Origin of the sequence: Microcoleus sp. T3_B1, from assembly GCF_036700445.1 — a bacterium.
Taxonomy (GTDB): domain Bacteria; phylum Cyanobacteriota; class Cyanobacteriia; order Cyanobacteriales; family Microcoleaceae; genus Microcoleus.
In genome coordinates, this window is sequence record NZ_JAUBOX010000032.1 from 64,309 (window position 1) to 77,326 (window position 13,018).

At 46.7% G+C, this 13,018-nt stretch carries 18 protein-coding genes and 1 tRNA gene; 11 read left to right on the forward strand and 8 right to left on the reverse strand.

The window, feature by feature from the left end; all coding sequences use genetic code 11:
* Positions 1–8 precede the first annotated feature (8 nt).
* The gene (locus tag QT990_RS18520; protein ID WP_333436987.1) at positions 9–269 is read right to left on the reverse strand and encodes a helix-turn-helix domain-containing protein; all 261 of its coding nucleotides are present in this window, start codon (positions 267–269) and stop codon (positions 9–11) included.
* A gap of 139 nt (positions 270–408) precedes the next feature.
* Between QT990_RS18520 and QT990_RS18525 the strand changes: the two genes are divergently transcribed.
* The 4 genes from QT990_RS18525 to QT990_RS18540 all read left to right on the forward strand — a co-directional run bounded on the left by QT990_RS18525 (position 409) and on the right by QT990_RS18540 (position 1,770).
* Positions 409–630 (forward strand): hypothetical protein, encoded by a 222-nt coding sequence (locus QT990_RS18525; protein WP_333154995.1) that lies wholly within the window; start codon positions 409–411, stop codon positions 628–630.
* Positions 623–1,075, forward strand: coding sequence for a hypothetical protein (locus QT990_RS18530; RefSeq protein WP_333465604.1), 453 nt, complete (start codon positions 623–625; stop codon positions 1,073–1,075). Before QT990_RS18525 ends, QT990_RS18530 begins: the two co-directional genes overlap by 8 nt.
* A 99-nt stretch (positions 1,076–1,174) precedes the next feature.
* Positions 1,175–1,435 (forward strand): type II toxin-antitoxin system ParD family antitoxin, encoded by a 261-nt coding sequence (locus QT990_RS18535; RefSeq protein ID WP_333465605.1) that lies wholly within the window; start codon positions 1,175–1,177, stop codon positions 1,433–1,435.
* Positions 1,436–1,461: 26 nt separating this feature from the next.
* On the forward strand, positions 1,462–1,770 hold the full coding sequence (locus tag QT990_RS18540) for a type II toxin-antitoxin system RelE/ParE family toxin (RefSeq protein WP_333465606.1): 309 nt from the start codon (positions 1,462–1,464) through the stop codon (positions 1,768–1,770).
* Between the two features lie 92 nt (positions 1,771–1,862).
* Here the strand turns inward: QT990_RS18540 and QT990_RS18545 are convergent, their stop codons facing one another.
* Complete coding sequence (locus tag QT990_RS18545; RefSeq protein WP_333305975.1) at positions 1,863–2,090, reverse strand: addiction module protein; 228 nt, start codon at positions 2,088–2,090, stop codon at positions 1,863–1,865.
* A 357-nt stretch (positions 2,091–2,447) separates the two neighbouring features.
* Entirely contained in the window at positions 2,448–3,860 is a 1,413-nt protein-coding gene (gene rlmD / locus QT990_RS18550; RefSeq protein WP_333465607.1) for a 23S rRNA (uracil(1939)-C(5))-methyltransferase RlmD, read from the reverse strand.
* A gap of 483 nt (positions 3,861–4,343) precedes the next feature.
* On the opposite strand from rlmD, the gene QT990_RS18555 reads away from it, so the two are divergent.
* Positions 4,344–4,829 (forward strand): allophycocyanin subunit alpha-B, encoded by a 486-nt coding sequence (locus QT990_RS18555; protein ID WP_190746013.1) that lies wholly within the window; start codon positions 4,344–4,346, stop codon positions 4,827–4,829.
* 247 nt (positions 4,830–5,076) lie between these two features.
* Here the strand turns inward: QT990_RS18555 and QT990_RS18560 are convergent, their stop codons facing one another.
* Positions 5,077–5,361 (reverse strand): hypothetical protein, encoded by a 285-nt coding sequence (locus QT990_RS18560; protein ID WP_333409857.1) that lies wholly within the window; start codon positions 5,359–5,361, stop codon positions 5,077–5,079.
* 323 nt (positions 5,362–5,684) lie between these two features.
* Here QT990_RS18560 and QT990_RS18565 point away from each other — a divergent pair, with 323 nt between their 5' ends.
* Positions 5,685–6,086 carry a helix-turn-helix transcriptional regulator gene (locus QT990_RS18565; protein ID WP_333140698.1) on the forward strand — a complete coding sequence of 134 codons (402 nt, stop codon included), beginning with the start codon at positions 5,685–5,687 and terminating at the stop codon, positions 6,084–6,086.
* A 123-nt stretch (positions 6,087–6,209) separates the two neighbouring features.
* On the opposite strand, the gene mazG is transcribed toward QT990_RS18565, so the two are convergent.
* Together mazG and QT990_RS18575 are read right to left on the reverse strand one after the other, a co-directional pair.
* Complete coding sequence (mazG, locus tag QT990_RS18570) at positions 6,210–7,037, reverse strand: nucleoside triphosphate pyrophosphohydrolase (RefSeq protein ID WP_333465608.1); 828 nt, start codon at positions 7,035–7,037, stop codon at positions 6,210–6,212.
* Between the two features lie 70 nt (positions 7,038–7,107).
* Entirely contained in the window at positions 7,108–7,827 is a 720-nt protein-coding gene (locus QT990_RS18575; RefSeq protein ID WP_333140702.1) for a metal-binding protein, read from the reverse strand.
* A 72-nt stretch (positions 7,828–7,899) separates the two neighbouring features.
* Between QT990_RS18575 and QT990_RS18580 the strand changes: the two genes are divergently transcribed.
* The 5 genes from QT990_RS18580 (at position 7,900) to QT990_RS18600 (ending at position 11,134) form a co-directional block, all read left to right on the forward strand.
* Positions 7,900–7,971, forward strand: a tRNA-Val gene (locus QT990_RS18580).
* Between the two features lie 186 nt (positions 7,972–8,157).
* Positions 8,158–8,541: a hypothetical protein gene (locus QT990_RS18585; protein ID WP_333140704.1), complete on the forward strand. Its 384-nt coding sequence runs from the start codon at positions 8,158–8,160 to the stop codon at positions 8,539–8,541.
* 155 nt (positions 8,542–8,696) lie between these two features.
* A complete protein-coding gene (gene ygfZ, locus QT990_RS18590; RefSeq protein ID WP_333140706.1) occupies positions 8,697–9,746 on the forward strand; it encodes a CAF17-like 4Fe-4S cluster assembly/insertion protein YgfZ in 1,050 nt (349 codons plus the stop codon).
* Positions 9,747–9,919: 173 nt separating this feature from the next.
* On the forward strand, positions 9,920–10,297 hold the full coding sequence (locus QT990_RS18595) for a hypothetical protein (RefSeq protein WP_333140709.1): 378 nt from the start codon (positions 9,920–9,922) through the stop codon (positions 10,295–10,297).
* A gap of 75 nt (positions 10,298–10,372) precedes the next feature.
* Entirely contained in the window at positions 10,373–11,134 is a 762-nt protein-coding gene (locus tag QT990_RS18600) for a DUF72 domain-containing protein (RefSeq protein WP_333140710.1), read from the forward strand.
* Positions 11,135–11,234: 100 nt separating this feature from the next.
* On the opposite strand, the gene QT990_RS18605 is transcribed toward QT990_RS18600, so the two are convergent.
* Together QT990_RS18605 and QT990_RS18610 are read right to left on the reverse strand one after the other, a co-directional pair.
* Positions 11,235–11,375: a hypothetical protein gene (locus tag QT990_RS18605; RefSeq protein ID WP_333140712.1), complete on the reverse strand. Its 141-nt coding sequence runs from the start codon at positions 11,373–11,375 to the stop codon at positions 11,235–11,237.
* A 29-nt stretch (positions 11,376–11,404) separates the two neighbouring features.
* Positions 11,405–13,018 (reverse strand): group II intron reverse transcriptase/maturase (locus QT990_RS18610; protein ID WP_445305442.1); only part of this gene is annotated, 1,614 nt, incomplete at its 5' end.

Here is a 13,018-nt window from a genome sequence, read left to right on the forward strand (position 1 = left end):
ACAAATACCTAATCTTCATCCCCTGTCGAATTAATCGGGCCAAAATCATCAGGAACCTCCTCAAAAGATTGAATCTGCAATACCCGCATCATGACTTTCCACTGACGGGGTGTTGGTTTCGCTTCGGTTTCACCCGAAACCCAACGCTGATAAGTACGCAGCGGAATCCCGCAATGCACCGCAAATTCAGCCTGAGATAGCTTTGTTCGCTCAATCCTCAAAGCCTCGATCGGTGATGCACTCTCTTGGGGTCTTGTGTCTTTTTTCATTAAAATATTGGCGCGTCATATTGACGTATAGCCAAAAACAAGTTTATCATCTCAGGTACGCTTTGATGCAGTGATTGCAGCACTGCACCAAAACGATTTCCCCAATGTTGTCAACTCAACACTCGGAGTAATAACAATAATGCCAAAAAACCCAGCTTGGTTGCGTTATGACCCAGACGAGAATATTTCTCGTCACGCAGCCACCGATGACGAATGCTGCTACGAAATGGAAACTAAATATGGATGGACACTCAAGAGGATAGAAAAACTTAAGGGTGACACCTTGAAAGCCGATTGCGTGTTCGATGGTAAAACAGAATTTCCTAAGCCATTTCACGAACAGGATGATGACGATGCGTAAATACATTGTTTTTAGAGCCGAAGGGCGGCAACCGGGATGGGAAGATCGAATGCTATCCCACACTCATTCTCTGACTCGCATCCTTGCTGAATACTTCGATTCCTCCGATCGCCCGATCCCGCAACCAGGATACAGGCCAACCGAGTTTGTCAGGGTTGAAGCAGAACACGAACCCAATTTCCACGGTTGGAGTACCCATTACAAAACGGGTGATTGGGAAGTTGCTAGAGTCGAAACTTACACCCCCGATATCCCCAACCTTCCTCAAGGTGGTTCGAGCGAATTCGGCATGGTGGTTATCTGCTATTGTCGCTACAATCCGATCGATGCAGCGCTCAAACCAATGCCCGATCGTCAGGTTTCGATCGATGGATTCGGCGGCGACAGGGAAGCCTACGAACGTTGGCTAGAATCTCAAAAAGAGCGGCAAGCTGCTGAGGTATAGCGAGGTAAATTTAACAGCGATCGCTATTCGATAGACTTGCGAAAATCAAGCTTAGGGCGATCGCCTACAATAGAATCAACACCCCTCATCTCAAACACCATGCAAATTGTTTTGCCTCCTGAAGTCGAAGCCCTCGTGCAGCGCCAACTCACCAGCGGCAAATACAACAGTGCGATCGACGTTATCCTTGCAGCCATTAAACTACTCGAACAACAGCAAGACATTTATCAAGGACGACTGCAAGAACTCCAACAAGACGCACAGATTGGACATCTTGCATCCCAACGCGGTGAAGTCGTAGACGGTGCAACCGCAATGGCACAAATTCGAGCTAATTTGCGTAGGCGTAGCCAGCCGTAGGCATCGCGCTACAGTTCAAAAGAAACATGAGTCCAAAATTTCGCCTCACCCAACCCGCAATTCAAGACATCGAGCAAATTGCAGACTACATCGCTAGTCGATCGGGACTCGATCGAGCCGATCGATTTTTAAGCAATCTTGACGATAAATTCGCCAAAATTGCTCAATTTCCCAATATTGGACGACAAAGAGACGAAATTTTACCATTGCTTCGCAGTCTCTCCATAGACAACTATCTCATCCTCTATATGCCGATCGGACCAGATGTAGAAATCTTTCGAGTTGTCAGTGGTTATCGAGATTTATCAGCCTTGTTCACCGAGCCTGATAATTAAATTTAATATATCAATGGATGAAAAGGAGGAGGGAAAGCCCTAATAACCTTCATTAAAAAAACGCGATCGCCCAACTCCATCCATCCTCATCATTATGCTACGATTGGCCTAATCTGAGCTAACGCTTCTTCTCCTGGAATTGGCTCAATCATACCGCTTCGGATTTCATCGCGACGTTGCTTAGCTTCCACAGTCCACAACTTTTGAACTGTTCCGTCTATATCAAATTCAAGACTCTCAACTAGCATCTCTGCTAACTGCGCTCTCAACGCATTTAGCAAAGATAAAGCTTCTTTCATCAGTCGCTCAATTGATAGCATAATGGTATCCCAACTAAAATCGCTAAATAGTTAAGTTTAAAAGGCAGCACATTGTACAATCTTGTTTGATTATAGCCTAAGTCGGGGCGGGTTTATTAGATTACTGGTATTAGGCAGAGATTGTTGGTAAAACCCGCCCCTACGCGCTCGCAAATTATTCGATCGCGAATCAACCTTTTATATCGTGCCTGTTAGCTTCGGTTGAAAAGTGTTTTTGATGCTGTAGGGGCGGGTTCACCAACAATAATTGCCTGTAATCGACAATCTCATAAACCCGCCCCCACCCAATGATAAATCGCAATCTACCTCTTTCTTGATACAAGATGAACATACATAAATGCCATCATGTCCACCTACCTACCTCACCAAAAACGCCGCACACTCAACATGAGAAGTCTGAGGAAAGAAATCAGCCGGCTGCACTCGCGCTAACTTATAATCCCCATTTTCGCACAAAATCTTCAGGTCGCGAGCCAAAGTAGCAGGCTTGCAGCTAACATAAACAATGCGATTTGGTTTGATTTCCTTGATAGCTTCCAAAACCGCGCGATCGCACCCTTTCCTCGGCGGATCTAGCAGCAGAATATCCGGTGTCAATCCCAAGGAAGGCAGCAAACTCTCTACTGTTCCCGCCTGAAACTCGACATTTCTCACGTCATTTAACTCAGCATTTAATTGGGCTTGTTCGATCGCCGCCGGCTGCACTTCTAAACCTATCGCTATTTTTACTTGTTTTGCCAGGGGTAAAGTAAAAGTACCAATTCCGCAGAAAGCGTCAACCAAAATCTCGTTTCCCTGCAAATTCAATTCCCCTACCATCACCTCTAACAACGCTTCAGCCGCCTCTGTATTTATCTGAAAAAAAGTATCGGCCCTTAGCTGAAATTTCAAACCAGCAAAGCTTTCTCGCAGATAAGAACGACCCGCAATGCAGCGAGTTTCGGCACCAAAAATCACATTAGTTTGAGCCGGATTTATATTCAAACAAACCCCTGCCAGTTGAGGATATTGTTTCAGCCACTCTGATGCTTGCTCTTCGAGTCCCGGCAACTCTCCAGTGCGAACTATTAAAGTTAGCAGCATCTCGCCAGTGCGCCGTCCTATCCGCAAGGACAAGTGACGCAATTCTCCTGTATGTTTCTTTTCGTCGTAGACTTGCCAATCCCGCCAGTGGATGTCTTCTTTGACTTCTTTTAACAAAGGATTGAGGCGCGGGTCTTGCACCGGACACTGATTGAGATTGACTAATTTGTGGGTGCTTTTTTGATAGTAACCTGCTTGGACTTGACCTGTTGCAGATAGTGCCACGGGATAAGTCGCTTTGTTGCGGTATCCCAAAAATTGGGAAAATCCCTCGATTTTTCCCGTTAAAATTTCATCAACTTGCGGGTTGCTAAATCCGCCAATCCGTTCTAAGGCTTGAATGATTTGATTTTGCTTGGCTGCAAGCTGATATTGATAATCTACGTGCTGCCACTGACAACCGCCGCACTTGTCGGCGACAATGCAGTTAGCTCGAATGCGGTGTTCGGAGGTTTCCAGAACTTTGTCCAGCTTGCCTGTAGCATAGGTGGATTTGACTTGCACGAGGCGGACAAGGACTCGATCGCCCGTCACGGTATCGGGCACAAACACTACTAACTCACCAAAACGACCAACTCCGTCGCCAGTGTCTGTCAAGTCGGTAATCTCTATCTCAATCAGTTGACCTTGCTGGCAAGGGTTTGCCAATTTCGTCGAGTTTGGGGTCGGGAATTTAGATTTGGTCACAAGTAGTCGTGGTAGGATTTATTATGGTAATGCAATATCGCTCTCTCTTTCCTGAGATAAGTCGTAGCGAAGCGGGGCTCCATCCATCGCACTCAAGCTCAATTGCAGGCTGTCTTCCTGCTGCTGAACGTCTTGCTGCTAAAGCCAAGCTTCAACCTGCAAGTCAAGCCTGCTGTGAGTTGCCCCTACCCGTGCCTGTGCGATATGCTCTTGGGGCGAGGTAGGAAAAACTCGTTAAACAGTCAAAGTGTCTGCCGACATCAAAACTCTCACTCGCAGTTTTTGAGTTTTTCCCGCAGTACCCTGGAACATAGGGAAACTGGCTTGAACATCAAGCATAACGTTTCCGGAGATTTACCCGCTACTTCTAATGTTGATAAATGTTAGAAGCCAAGTAAATCGCCCCACCAAGAATCTCATCTTTAAGGGATGAGAATGTCAATTAATCTTACTCTCAAATATCCTCAATTCTTTTGAATAACAATGAGCGTAGTTAGCCAACTAATTCTCCAAGCCGACGACGAACTTCGCTATCCCAGTACCGGCGAACTTCAAAGCATCAAAGATTTTTTTAAAACCGGAGAACAGCGGGTGCGTATTGCTACTGCGCTGTCTGACAGTGAGAAAAAAATTGTTGAAGAAGCTAGCAAAAAACTCTGGAAAAAACGCCCTGATTTTATCTCTCCTGGCGGCAATGCTTACGGCCAACGCGAACGGGCTTTGTGTCTGCGCGACTACGGCTGGTACTTGCGCCTGATTACCTACGGTATCTTGGCGGGTGACAAAGAGCCGATCGAAAGCATCGGTTTGATTGGCGTTCGGGAAATGTATAATTCTCTCGGCGTTCCTGTTCCTGGCATGGTCGAAGCTATCCGCTGTTTGAAGGAAGCTTCTTTGGCTTTGCTCAATCAGGATGATGCTAAGGAAGCAGCTCCTTATTTTGATTATATCGCTCAGGCAATGTCTTAATTGCTTTGGTGATTGCTTTCATCAATGTGGCGGAGCATTCGCGGGTGATTTTTGGGGTGATTTTATCTCGCAATTGCTCGCAAATGTTTCGCTTCTGTTTTTGGCAAGGAAGAGTTGACAGTTGACAGTTGACAGTTGACAGTTGACAGTTGACAGTTGACAGAATCAAAGGCAAGGGTTTGAGCAATTAACAGCGTCCTCACGGTTGGGTGCGGTTGCTAGTGTTAGGAAATCTGCTTGATTTCTGCTAGGAAGCAATGCTGTTTAAGCTTTCCCAGATGTTGAGTTCGTCTTGTTTGTCACTGCACATTTGATTTAAAAAGTCAAGGGTGTTGGGGAGAAATTGTTTTTTGAATTTCCGGCTGTCGTAGTGAATGGATGTTTTGAGCTGCGAGAGTTCTCCAAGGGTGGGGCAGGTTTGGATATGATGGGCGATCCTCTTCGAGGGCTTCGCTAACGCATTTTGCCATTCTTCCAGCCTGCGGTAGCTGACAAACAGGCCGCCTCTATCCCGATGGTGGACGAAAACCACGAAAGCCCATGATTCGACTCGCTTAATCAGGTTTTGGCTGATTTTGAGCAGTTGGGCGATGGCTACGCCCCGGCTTACGCCTACGACCGGGCGGTGATGCGGAGCTTTTTCGAGGGTTGGATGCGGCGAAATAGTGGTGTCATGGCTGTATACTCAGGGCTTGAGAGGCAAGTTCGGTTTAGAGTCAATTACATATTACTATATCAGACTCTTATTGCACTTGTGAAATAAAGTTAATTTAAACTTCTTCAGCTCAGATGTTGCTCGTGCAACCCTCAATCATTGATGCTGTGCTAGTTTGAGAGTTAACGTAGGTAGGAAAAATGTCAGGACTCTCTAACAAAGCTGTGGTAGACAAAGAGCAGGAATTGCGTCCCGTTCGCTTCACGGAGACGGGGCGGATGCGTTTGGGCAAGATGTTAAAGGCTGCAAGACAGACAATAGGTTGGTCTGTTAGCGAAACACAGTTCAAAACAAGGGGGTACGAAGAGGCGCTGTTCACAGCGACAAATCAACCCGTACCCAAAGATGTGGGTATCAGTGCCGCAACAGTCAACCGTTACGAACGTGGGAAGCTGGATAATTTGGATTGGCGATCGCTCTCTCTGTTATGCTTTGTCCTCAAGCCGATCGATCCGGTGACAGGGGAACCCCTGGAACCGACAAATGCTTTATATATCGCTTGCGAACATCCCCCGTACAATGACGCGAAGCTTTACGAATAGTTGATTTTTGATATCTGATTAAAGAAAATTAGTTAGATTGGGAGTTTTTAACCGCAGAGGGCGCAGAGGGCGCAGAGTTAGAGAAGAGAGAGATTAATCATTCTGATACCAACGGATTTGATATTACGCATCGCCCTTTTGTTGAGCAATTAAAGCTTTAGCTTGCTGCCACAGAGATTCTAACTCTTCTGGGGCATAATCTGACAAAGGTCGATCGCACGCAGCCTCCACCATAGCAAACCGTTGCACGAAGCGATCGTTCGTTCCTTGCAAAGCAGCCGACGGATCTAAATCGTACCAGCGAGCTAATTGAATCAACACAAACATAATATCTCCCAATTCCGACTGCTGGGCTGCCTTATCCTCGTGTTTGAGAGCGTGTTCAAATTCTGCCATTTCTTCGTGAAATTTATCCCAAACGCCGTCTACACTGTCCCAATCAAAACTCACTTCCGCAGCTTTTTGAGAGATTTTCATCCCGGCGGTTATCGGCGGCAAAGTGCTGGCATAACGGCTCATTCTCGAGGCTAAAGTTGCGGGCTTTTCCGAAGTTGTGCCTTTTTCTGCTGCTTTGATTTTTTCCCAGTTTTCGTTGACTTCATCGACGCTGTTGATTTCGACATCGCCGAAGACGTGGGGATGTCGCCGAATTAGTTTTTCTGTTATGCCTGCAGCGATTTCGGCGAAGGTAAACTGATTGGATTCGCTGGCAATTTGAGCTTGCAGAATTACCTGTAACAGTAAGTCGCCCAATTCTTCGACGATCGCATCTTTATCTCCTTTGCGAATCGCGTCGGCGGTTTCATAAGCTTCTTCGATTATGTGAGGAATTAGAGTTTGGGGAGTTTGAGCTAAATCCCAAGGACATCCGCCGTCGGGCGATCGCAATGAGGCCACAACTTCTATAAGTTCTTTGAGTGCTGCGAGCGATCGACTTTCAGAATTAGACATAATAATTTACCTTTTATATCAACCGCCAAGACGGTTATAACGTTGTTAATGGCTCCAACCATTGATTTTATTACATCTTCCTTCTTCTTCCTTCTTCCTTCTTCCTTCTTCCTTCTTCCTTCTTCCTTCTATCCTTTACATCCGTTACATCCGTTACATAATCCGTTGCCGAACTTCCTTCTTCCTTCTTCCTTCTTCCTTCCGCTAGAGATTTGCTAGATGTGCGAGTGGGAGCTTTGATTTTGGGCCTCTTAATTGTCTTAGGAGGGCGCAAACCGCTCAATCCTTTCTTTTTGAATCTTTTGTAAGCCGAGCCGCCCCAATCGCTCAGATAGTGGCTCATCGCGCCCAATTCTAGACCGATGTAAACGGCTAAAATTTCGATGTGGTGTTCCCAGATCGATCGCCCGTAACTCAAAACCACATCCTGCCAATTCCCGCCTAAGTTCCCGACTTTTTCGGCAATTGCCAATCCCAACACTCCGAGAACCGCGATCCAGATAGCGAGGTACAAGATTCGCAAAGCAGTGCCGATCAGAGGGCCGTGGGACAAAAAAGAGCGGTGGCGAAGGCTTTTTTGGTACGGAAGCCAAATCGGTTTGAACCATCCCCAGCGCTGATACTGGCAGGAGTAGATATCCAAGTCAGGGCCAAACATCAGCCCGCCGAATAAGAAACTGCCGGAAACGAGCAAAGTCAGGTTGCTGCTGCTCGTCTGGCCAAAGGTGAGGGCTGCCACCAAGGGCAAACTCCACAGGGTTATTTGATCGTGGGTGCGGCCAGAGGGCATTTAAAGTTTAGGATTTTTTTTACTTGATCTTTCTGAGTTACTGTGATATGATAAATCGGTGTGAGTGCAATTGGGTGATTAGCTCAGTGGTAGAGCGCCTGCTTTACACGCAGGATGCCGTAGGTTCAAATCCTACATTACCCATCCGATAACTCAATATCAACAGTTTCAGCCGTTTTTAGCCGTCAAGCCGAGAACGGCTGTTGCTGTTGAGGGTTGACTGTTGAATTGGGTGACGACTCAATTTAACATTCTGTGGCGGATGTCTCAAAAGTTGGCACCCCATGCTAGAAAATTAATTTATTGATTTTCTTTTTTAGAACCCTGTATATGAAGCCTAAAATAACCAGTTCGATCGCGTGGCAGCAAGCTGAACTGCTCATGCAGCCAGCGATGATCCGAGTGATCGACAACATCCGCAAACAATTAGAGGAGTCAGTTTGGACGGGTACTTATCAAGAAGTCCAGATTCCCATTCCGGGCTATCAACTACTTTTAGAGCTTCAAGGCGAGCAAAGATGTATCGATATTTGGGAACTTTGCTATCGAGTCTGCTTTGTCAACTACCAGCCCGCCCACAGTCAAATCCAAAGCCAAGAAGTTGTAATTGACACTAGCTTGATTGAGGATGACACTGGGGATGTAGATTGGAATCGTCTAGATGCCAAAGCCCGCCAATTAATACAAGAAATATTCGCCAATTTGGGTAAATAGTCAGTTGTCAGTTGTCAGTTGACAGTTGACAGTTGTCAGTTGACAGTTGTCAGTGGTGAGCTTTCCAGCTAACAGCCAACAGCTAACAGTCAACAGTCAACAGTCATCAGTTAGTTAACAGTCAACAGCCAACAATTAACAGTCAACAAAATCTTATGATTCAAGAATTGCACGACATTCAAGCAGCGACAGGTGCTACTTTTGCAGAGTTAACAACCAAAGAAATTGTCCCAGTCAGTTTTGGTAACGACGCAGAAGCGATCGCAGCAACGAAACAAGGTGCCGCTTTGTACGATCGCACTCACTGGGGACGCATTCAAATCTCAGACAGCGATCGCCTGCGGTTCTTGCACAATCAAAGTACCAATAACTTTAATATACTCAAACCCGGTCAAGGTTGCGACACCGTTTTCGTCACATCCACCGCCCGGACGATCGACCTCGCCACCGCTTACGCTACAGAAGATGCCGTACTGCTGCTAGTTTCAGCCAACCGCCGCCGCCAACTGCTGGAATTGCTCGATCGCTATATTTTCCCAATGGATCGCGTCGAGTTAACAGATTTAACCGATACAACTGTTGCTTTCAGTGTCCTCGGCCCGGAAAGCACTCAACTATTAGAAAAAATCGGAGTTACCGAACTCGAAAATCAACCTTACGCTACTCACAAATTGATAAATTTTGCAGGTATTGACATCCGAGTTGCGGTTGGTAGCGGTTTAGCGACTCCCGGATACACGTTAATTGCGCCAGCAAGCGATGCAGCCAACTTGTGGAAGGAATTAGTCCAAGCTGGGGCCGTACCGATGGGCGATCGAGTTTGGGAACAACTGCGAATCGAACAAGGACGCCCCGCACCCGATTTTGAACTCACAGACGATTACAACCCCTTAGAAGCCCGTCTTTTACACACGATTACCTATGACAAAGGCTGCTACATCGGTCAAGAAACAATTGCCCGGTTGAACACCTACAAAGGAGTCAAACAGCAACTTTGGGGCGTGCAGTTAAGCGGTGCGGTTGAACCCGGAACAGCAGTCACAATCGGAGAGGATAAAGTCGGCAAACTCACCAGTTTTACGGAAACTGAATCCGGCTTTTTTGGTCTTGCTTACATCCGCACAAAAGCGGGCGGCGAAGGACTGAAAGTGCAAGTCGGATCGGTGTCAGGGGAAGTAGTAAATGTACCTTTCTTAAGTTCGTAGTTGCGCTCGGTCGCCTGTTGGCGGCGCAGCGCCAAAAACTTTTTTGTTGAGGTTGATTTGCGAAGAATGCTAACACCATAAATTGGTTCAAAGTCCTATCTTTAGATAGATTTGCAAACCAACAACAGCAATTAATCTATATTAGAGTCGTCACAAAAAAACAGAGTTTTTCAATGAAAAAGTTTACATCGCGCTTAGTTACAATTTGCCTGCGAGTAGGAATCATCTTTGCTGTAGGAATAGCGCTGATTTTTAGCTCAGAATTGGGATTGTCGGGCGACAAAATGCAAGCGATCGCTACACCTTTAACCCCAGAAGCTAAGTCTTACGAAGTTGCCCGTCCCGCTCAGCAGCCAACAAGCGATACAGAGAAGGATGCCACGGGTGTACTTGACAATATCCGAGAAAAGCTGAATCTCGACCAACCCATTGCCCCCAGTACCAAAAAATTTATAGAATCGGTAAAAGATAACGTGGGCGAAGCAGTTACGCCGGGACAGGAAGCAGTAGAAAAAGCGGCAGAGCGAGGTAGCAGCGATCGAGCCAACTAATTCAATCGCATATCAAATTCTTAGTCCCTCTCTGGTGGGACGAAAGTTTGTGTAGTAGCGATTTCAAGCCGAATCATGGAAGCGATAACGAAACCGGATTTGATTGTTCATATTGGCACTTCAGGTTGGAGTTACGACCATTGGGAAGGTGTGCTTTATCCCCACCAGCTACCGCCTCGCTCTAGGCTCGATCGCTACATCCAGCACTATCAAACCGTCGAAGTTAATAGCACCTACTACCGCTGGCCACCAAACACTACCTTCGCTAACTGGCGAGAGCGCCTCCCCCAAGGATTTCTGATGACCGTAAAAGCGCCCCGTGGTCTAACGCACTCCAAGCGTCTTTACTCCCCAGAAAAGTGGTTGGAACGCATGAGTGAGGGACTTCAATGCCTGGGCGATCGACTGGGTATTCTGCTCGTCCAGCTTCCTCCCCAGTTCGGCTGCGATTTGGCCCGGCTAGCTTACTTTCTAGAACAGGTGCCCTCCTGGATCAAAGTAGCTGTGGAATTCCGACATCCAAGCTGGCACACAGAAGAGGTATTTTCGCTGCTGGAACGCGAAGGAGCGGCTTACTGCGTGATGAGCGGCGCCCACCTTCCGTGTATCCTGCGCGCAACAGGCTCATTTGTCTATGTGCGCCTCCACGGCCCCGACTCCCACAATCTCTACGGCGGCTCCTACTCGGATGATGATTTGCATTGGTGGGCCGATCGCATCCACGAGTGGGAAAGCCAGGGGCGAAGCGTGTTCGTCTACTTCAACAACGACGGAGAGGGAAATGCAGTGAGGAACGCTTCAAAGCTAAAAACCTTTGTGGAGAATGGTACTTCCTGACAGACTCTGATTGAGAGCGTTCCCATTCTTTTGGGCGCATTCAAAACGCTCCGCACTTCCCTGAAGCTGAATTAGAAATCGGAGATGGCGTTCGTCTAGGTTATTGTTGGACGATCGCACTCACCCCGAACCCGCACATCCAACTCAACATCACCCACCACAAGCCGATCGCATCCAACTCAACATCACGATCGCACTTTTGGCTCCATTTCAAACAAACCCCGTAGGGTGCGCTTGACATTGGGAAACAGTTTGAGTCGATGGGAGGTATTATCCTCCGCACCTCTCAGTTAGATCCGGACGTGCTGGTTTCCCCGCATCCGGCTCCCGATGTTCTTGGCTTGCGCCTTTGCTCATGTGGAGATAATCGTGGCAGCTTTCGTGAACCGCTAGAAGGTTATTTATTTTCCAATTACTGTGGTTTCCATCTACGTGATGCAGATGTACCTTTTCATCGCCTAGCATTTTTAGACCACATTTCCCACATTTATGGTTTTGCCGTTTTAAAGCTTTAGAGGTTTCGCCGTTATAGAGTTTGCTGTTACGCTCACTCCAGTAAGCTATATCTCCGTCGTAGGGTGATTTCTCCCCTTTGACATTGACAAATTTGTTTTCGGAGTGAGGAACCGCCGGGAACGCCTTTTCTACCAGTTTCCTGGCAGTATAGCGGTTCTGTTTTGATTCCTTGTTAAATACCTTGAAGGCTCTATTGTTGAGGAACCACAGCGAAAACCGTGACCCATCTAACTTACAGTAGCGATGGTAATTTCTCCAACCTCTAACTACAGGGGCTAATTTCTCAGCCTTGTCCGTAGCACCATAATTCGAGTTGTTAACGATGTGTTTTACCTTCTGACGAAACGCTTTAAAATTGTCCGCTGATGGAACGCATCTAAATTTCCCGTTGTTTTGCACTTTGAAATGCCAACCGAGGAAGTCAAATCCATCTGTCGTAGCAGTTAGCTTGGTTTTCTTTTCACTAACCTTCATGCCTCGTTCTGCCAGAAATTTGCTGACTTTATCAAGTATTGCCTCCGCATCATCTTTAGGTTTCAGAATTATTACCATGTCATCCGCGTAACGGACTGATTGATGTATTTCCTCAATCCCATTGAGAGCGATATTGGCTAATAATGGACTAACCACACCCCCTTGTGGGGTTCCTTGTTCTGGAAATCCTGGATTGACTCCTGCTTTTAGACAGCGGAATATTCCGGTCTTGATGCCTCTTGGGGCGATGAGTCGTTCCATTATGCTGGTGTGGTTTATCCTGTCGAAGCATTTTTCGATATCGAGCTCGATAACTCGTTTTTCTATTCCGTTGCAACAAGAGCGTAGATTATTAAATAGGATTTTTTGCGCGTCATGCGCCGACCTTCCTGTTCTAAATCCATAACTCCTAGCGTGGAAAGTTGCTTCGTGCGCTGGCTCTAGCGCGTATTTTGCGAGGCATTGCCAAGCTCTATCGGCGATAGTAGGTATCTTAAGGAGGCGGGTACTCCCATCCTTTTTAGGGATTGGTATTGAACGTAACTTCTGATGTTTCCAGTTGTTATTTTTGTCTCTGAGTTCTTCACTCAGGGAAAACCTTTCCTCAAATGTGAGTGAGGCTTGGACATCGATTCCCGCAGTCTTTTTGCCAGCATTTAGTTGAGTTACTTGACGTATCGCCAACATTCTTGCAGCCCGAGATTTCAGAATTAGCTTTTGAAGGGACTTCGCTTTCGGCTTGTCTCCAACCTGAATCGCTTTAAACACTCGTTTTTGTAGGCGAAATAAATTACGGCGGAATTTCTTCCACGGTAACGTCTTCCAAGATTCACTAACATTGCTGTTGTGTCTAATCATGCTCTGCTCTAACTTATGTTTTCTGAACACCTCAGA

Bases quoted from the DNA above. Each gene is read 5' to 3' on its own strand.
- QT990_RS18555 (WP_190746013.1), top strand. From the start codon at position 4,344: ATGAGCGTAGTTAGCCAACTAATTCTCCAAGCCGACGACGAACTTCGC.
- QT990_RS18530 (WP_333465604.1), top strand. From the start codon at position 623: ATGCGTAAATACATTGTTTTTAGAGCCGAAGGGCGGCAACCGGGATGG.
- QT990_RS18520 (WP_333436987.1), bottom strand. From the start codon at position 269: ATGAAAAAAGACACAAGACCCCAAGAGAGTGCATCACCGATCGAGGCT.
- mazG (WP_333465608.1), bottom strand. From the start codon at position 7,037: ATGTCTAATTCTGAAAGTCGATCGCTCGCAGCACTCAAAGAACTTATA.
- QT990_RS18585 (WP_333140704.1), top strand. From the start codon at position 8,158: ATGAAGCCTAAAATAACCAGTTCGATCGCGTGGCAGCAAGCTGAACTG.
- QT990_RS18540 (WP_333465606.1), top strand. From the start codon at position 1,462: ATGAGTCCAAAATTTCGCCTCACCCAACCCGCAATTCAAGACATCGAG.
- QT990_RS18605 (WP_333140712.1), bottom strand. From the start codon at position 11,375: ATGTCAAGCGCACCCTACGGGGTTTGTTTGAAATGGAGCCAAAAGTGC.
- ygfZ (WP_333140706.1), top strand. From the start codon at position 8,697: ATGATTCAAGAATTGCACGACATTCAAGCAGCGACAGGTGCTACTTTT.
- QT990_RS18545 (WP_333305975.1), bottom strand. From the start codon at position 2,090: ATGCTATCAATTGAGCGACTGATGAAAGAAGCTTTATCTTTGCTAAAT.
- QT990_RS18600 (WP_333140710.1), top strand. From the start codon at position 10,373: ATGGAAGCGATAACGAAACCGGATTTGATTGTTCATATTGGCACTTCA.
- QT990_RS18575 (WP_333140702.1), bottom strand. From the start codon at position 7,827: ATGCCCTCTGGCCGCACCCACGATCAAATAACCCTGTGGAGTTTGCCC.
- QT990_RS18525 (WP_333154995.1), top strand. From the start codon at position 409: ATGCCAAAAAACCCAGCTTGGTTGCGTTATGACCCAGACGAGAATATT.
- QT990_RS18595 (WP_333140709.1), top strand. From the start codon at position 9,920: ATGAAAAAGTTTACATCGCGCTTAGTTACAATTTGCCTGCGAGTAGGA.
- QT990_RS18565 (WP_333140698.1), top strand. From the start codon at position 5,685: ATGTCAGGACTCTCTAACAAAGCTGTGGTAGACAAAGAGCAGGAATTG.
- QT990_RS18535 (WP_333465605.1), top strand. From the start codon at position 1,175: ATGCAAATTGTTTTGCCTCCTGAAGTCGAAGCCCTCGTGCAGCGCCAA.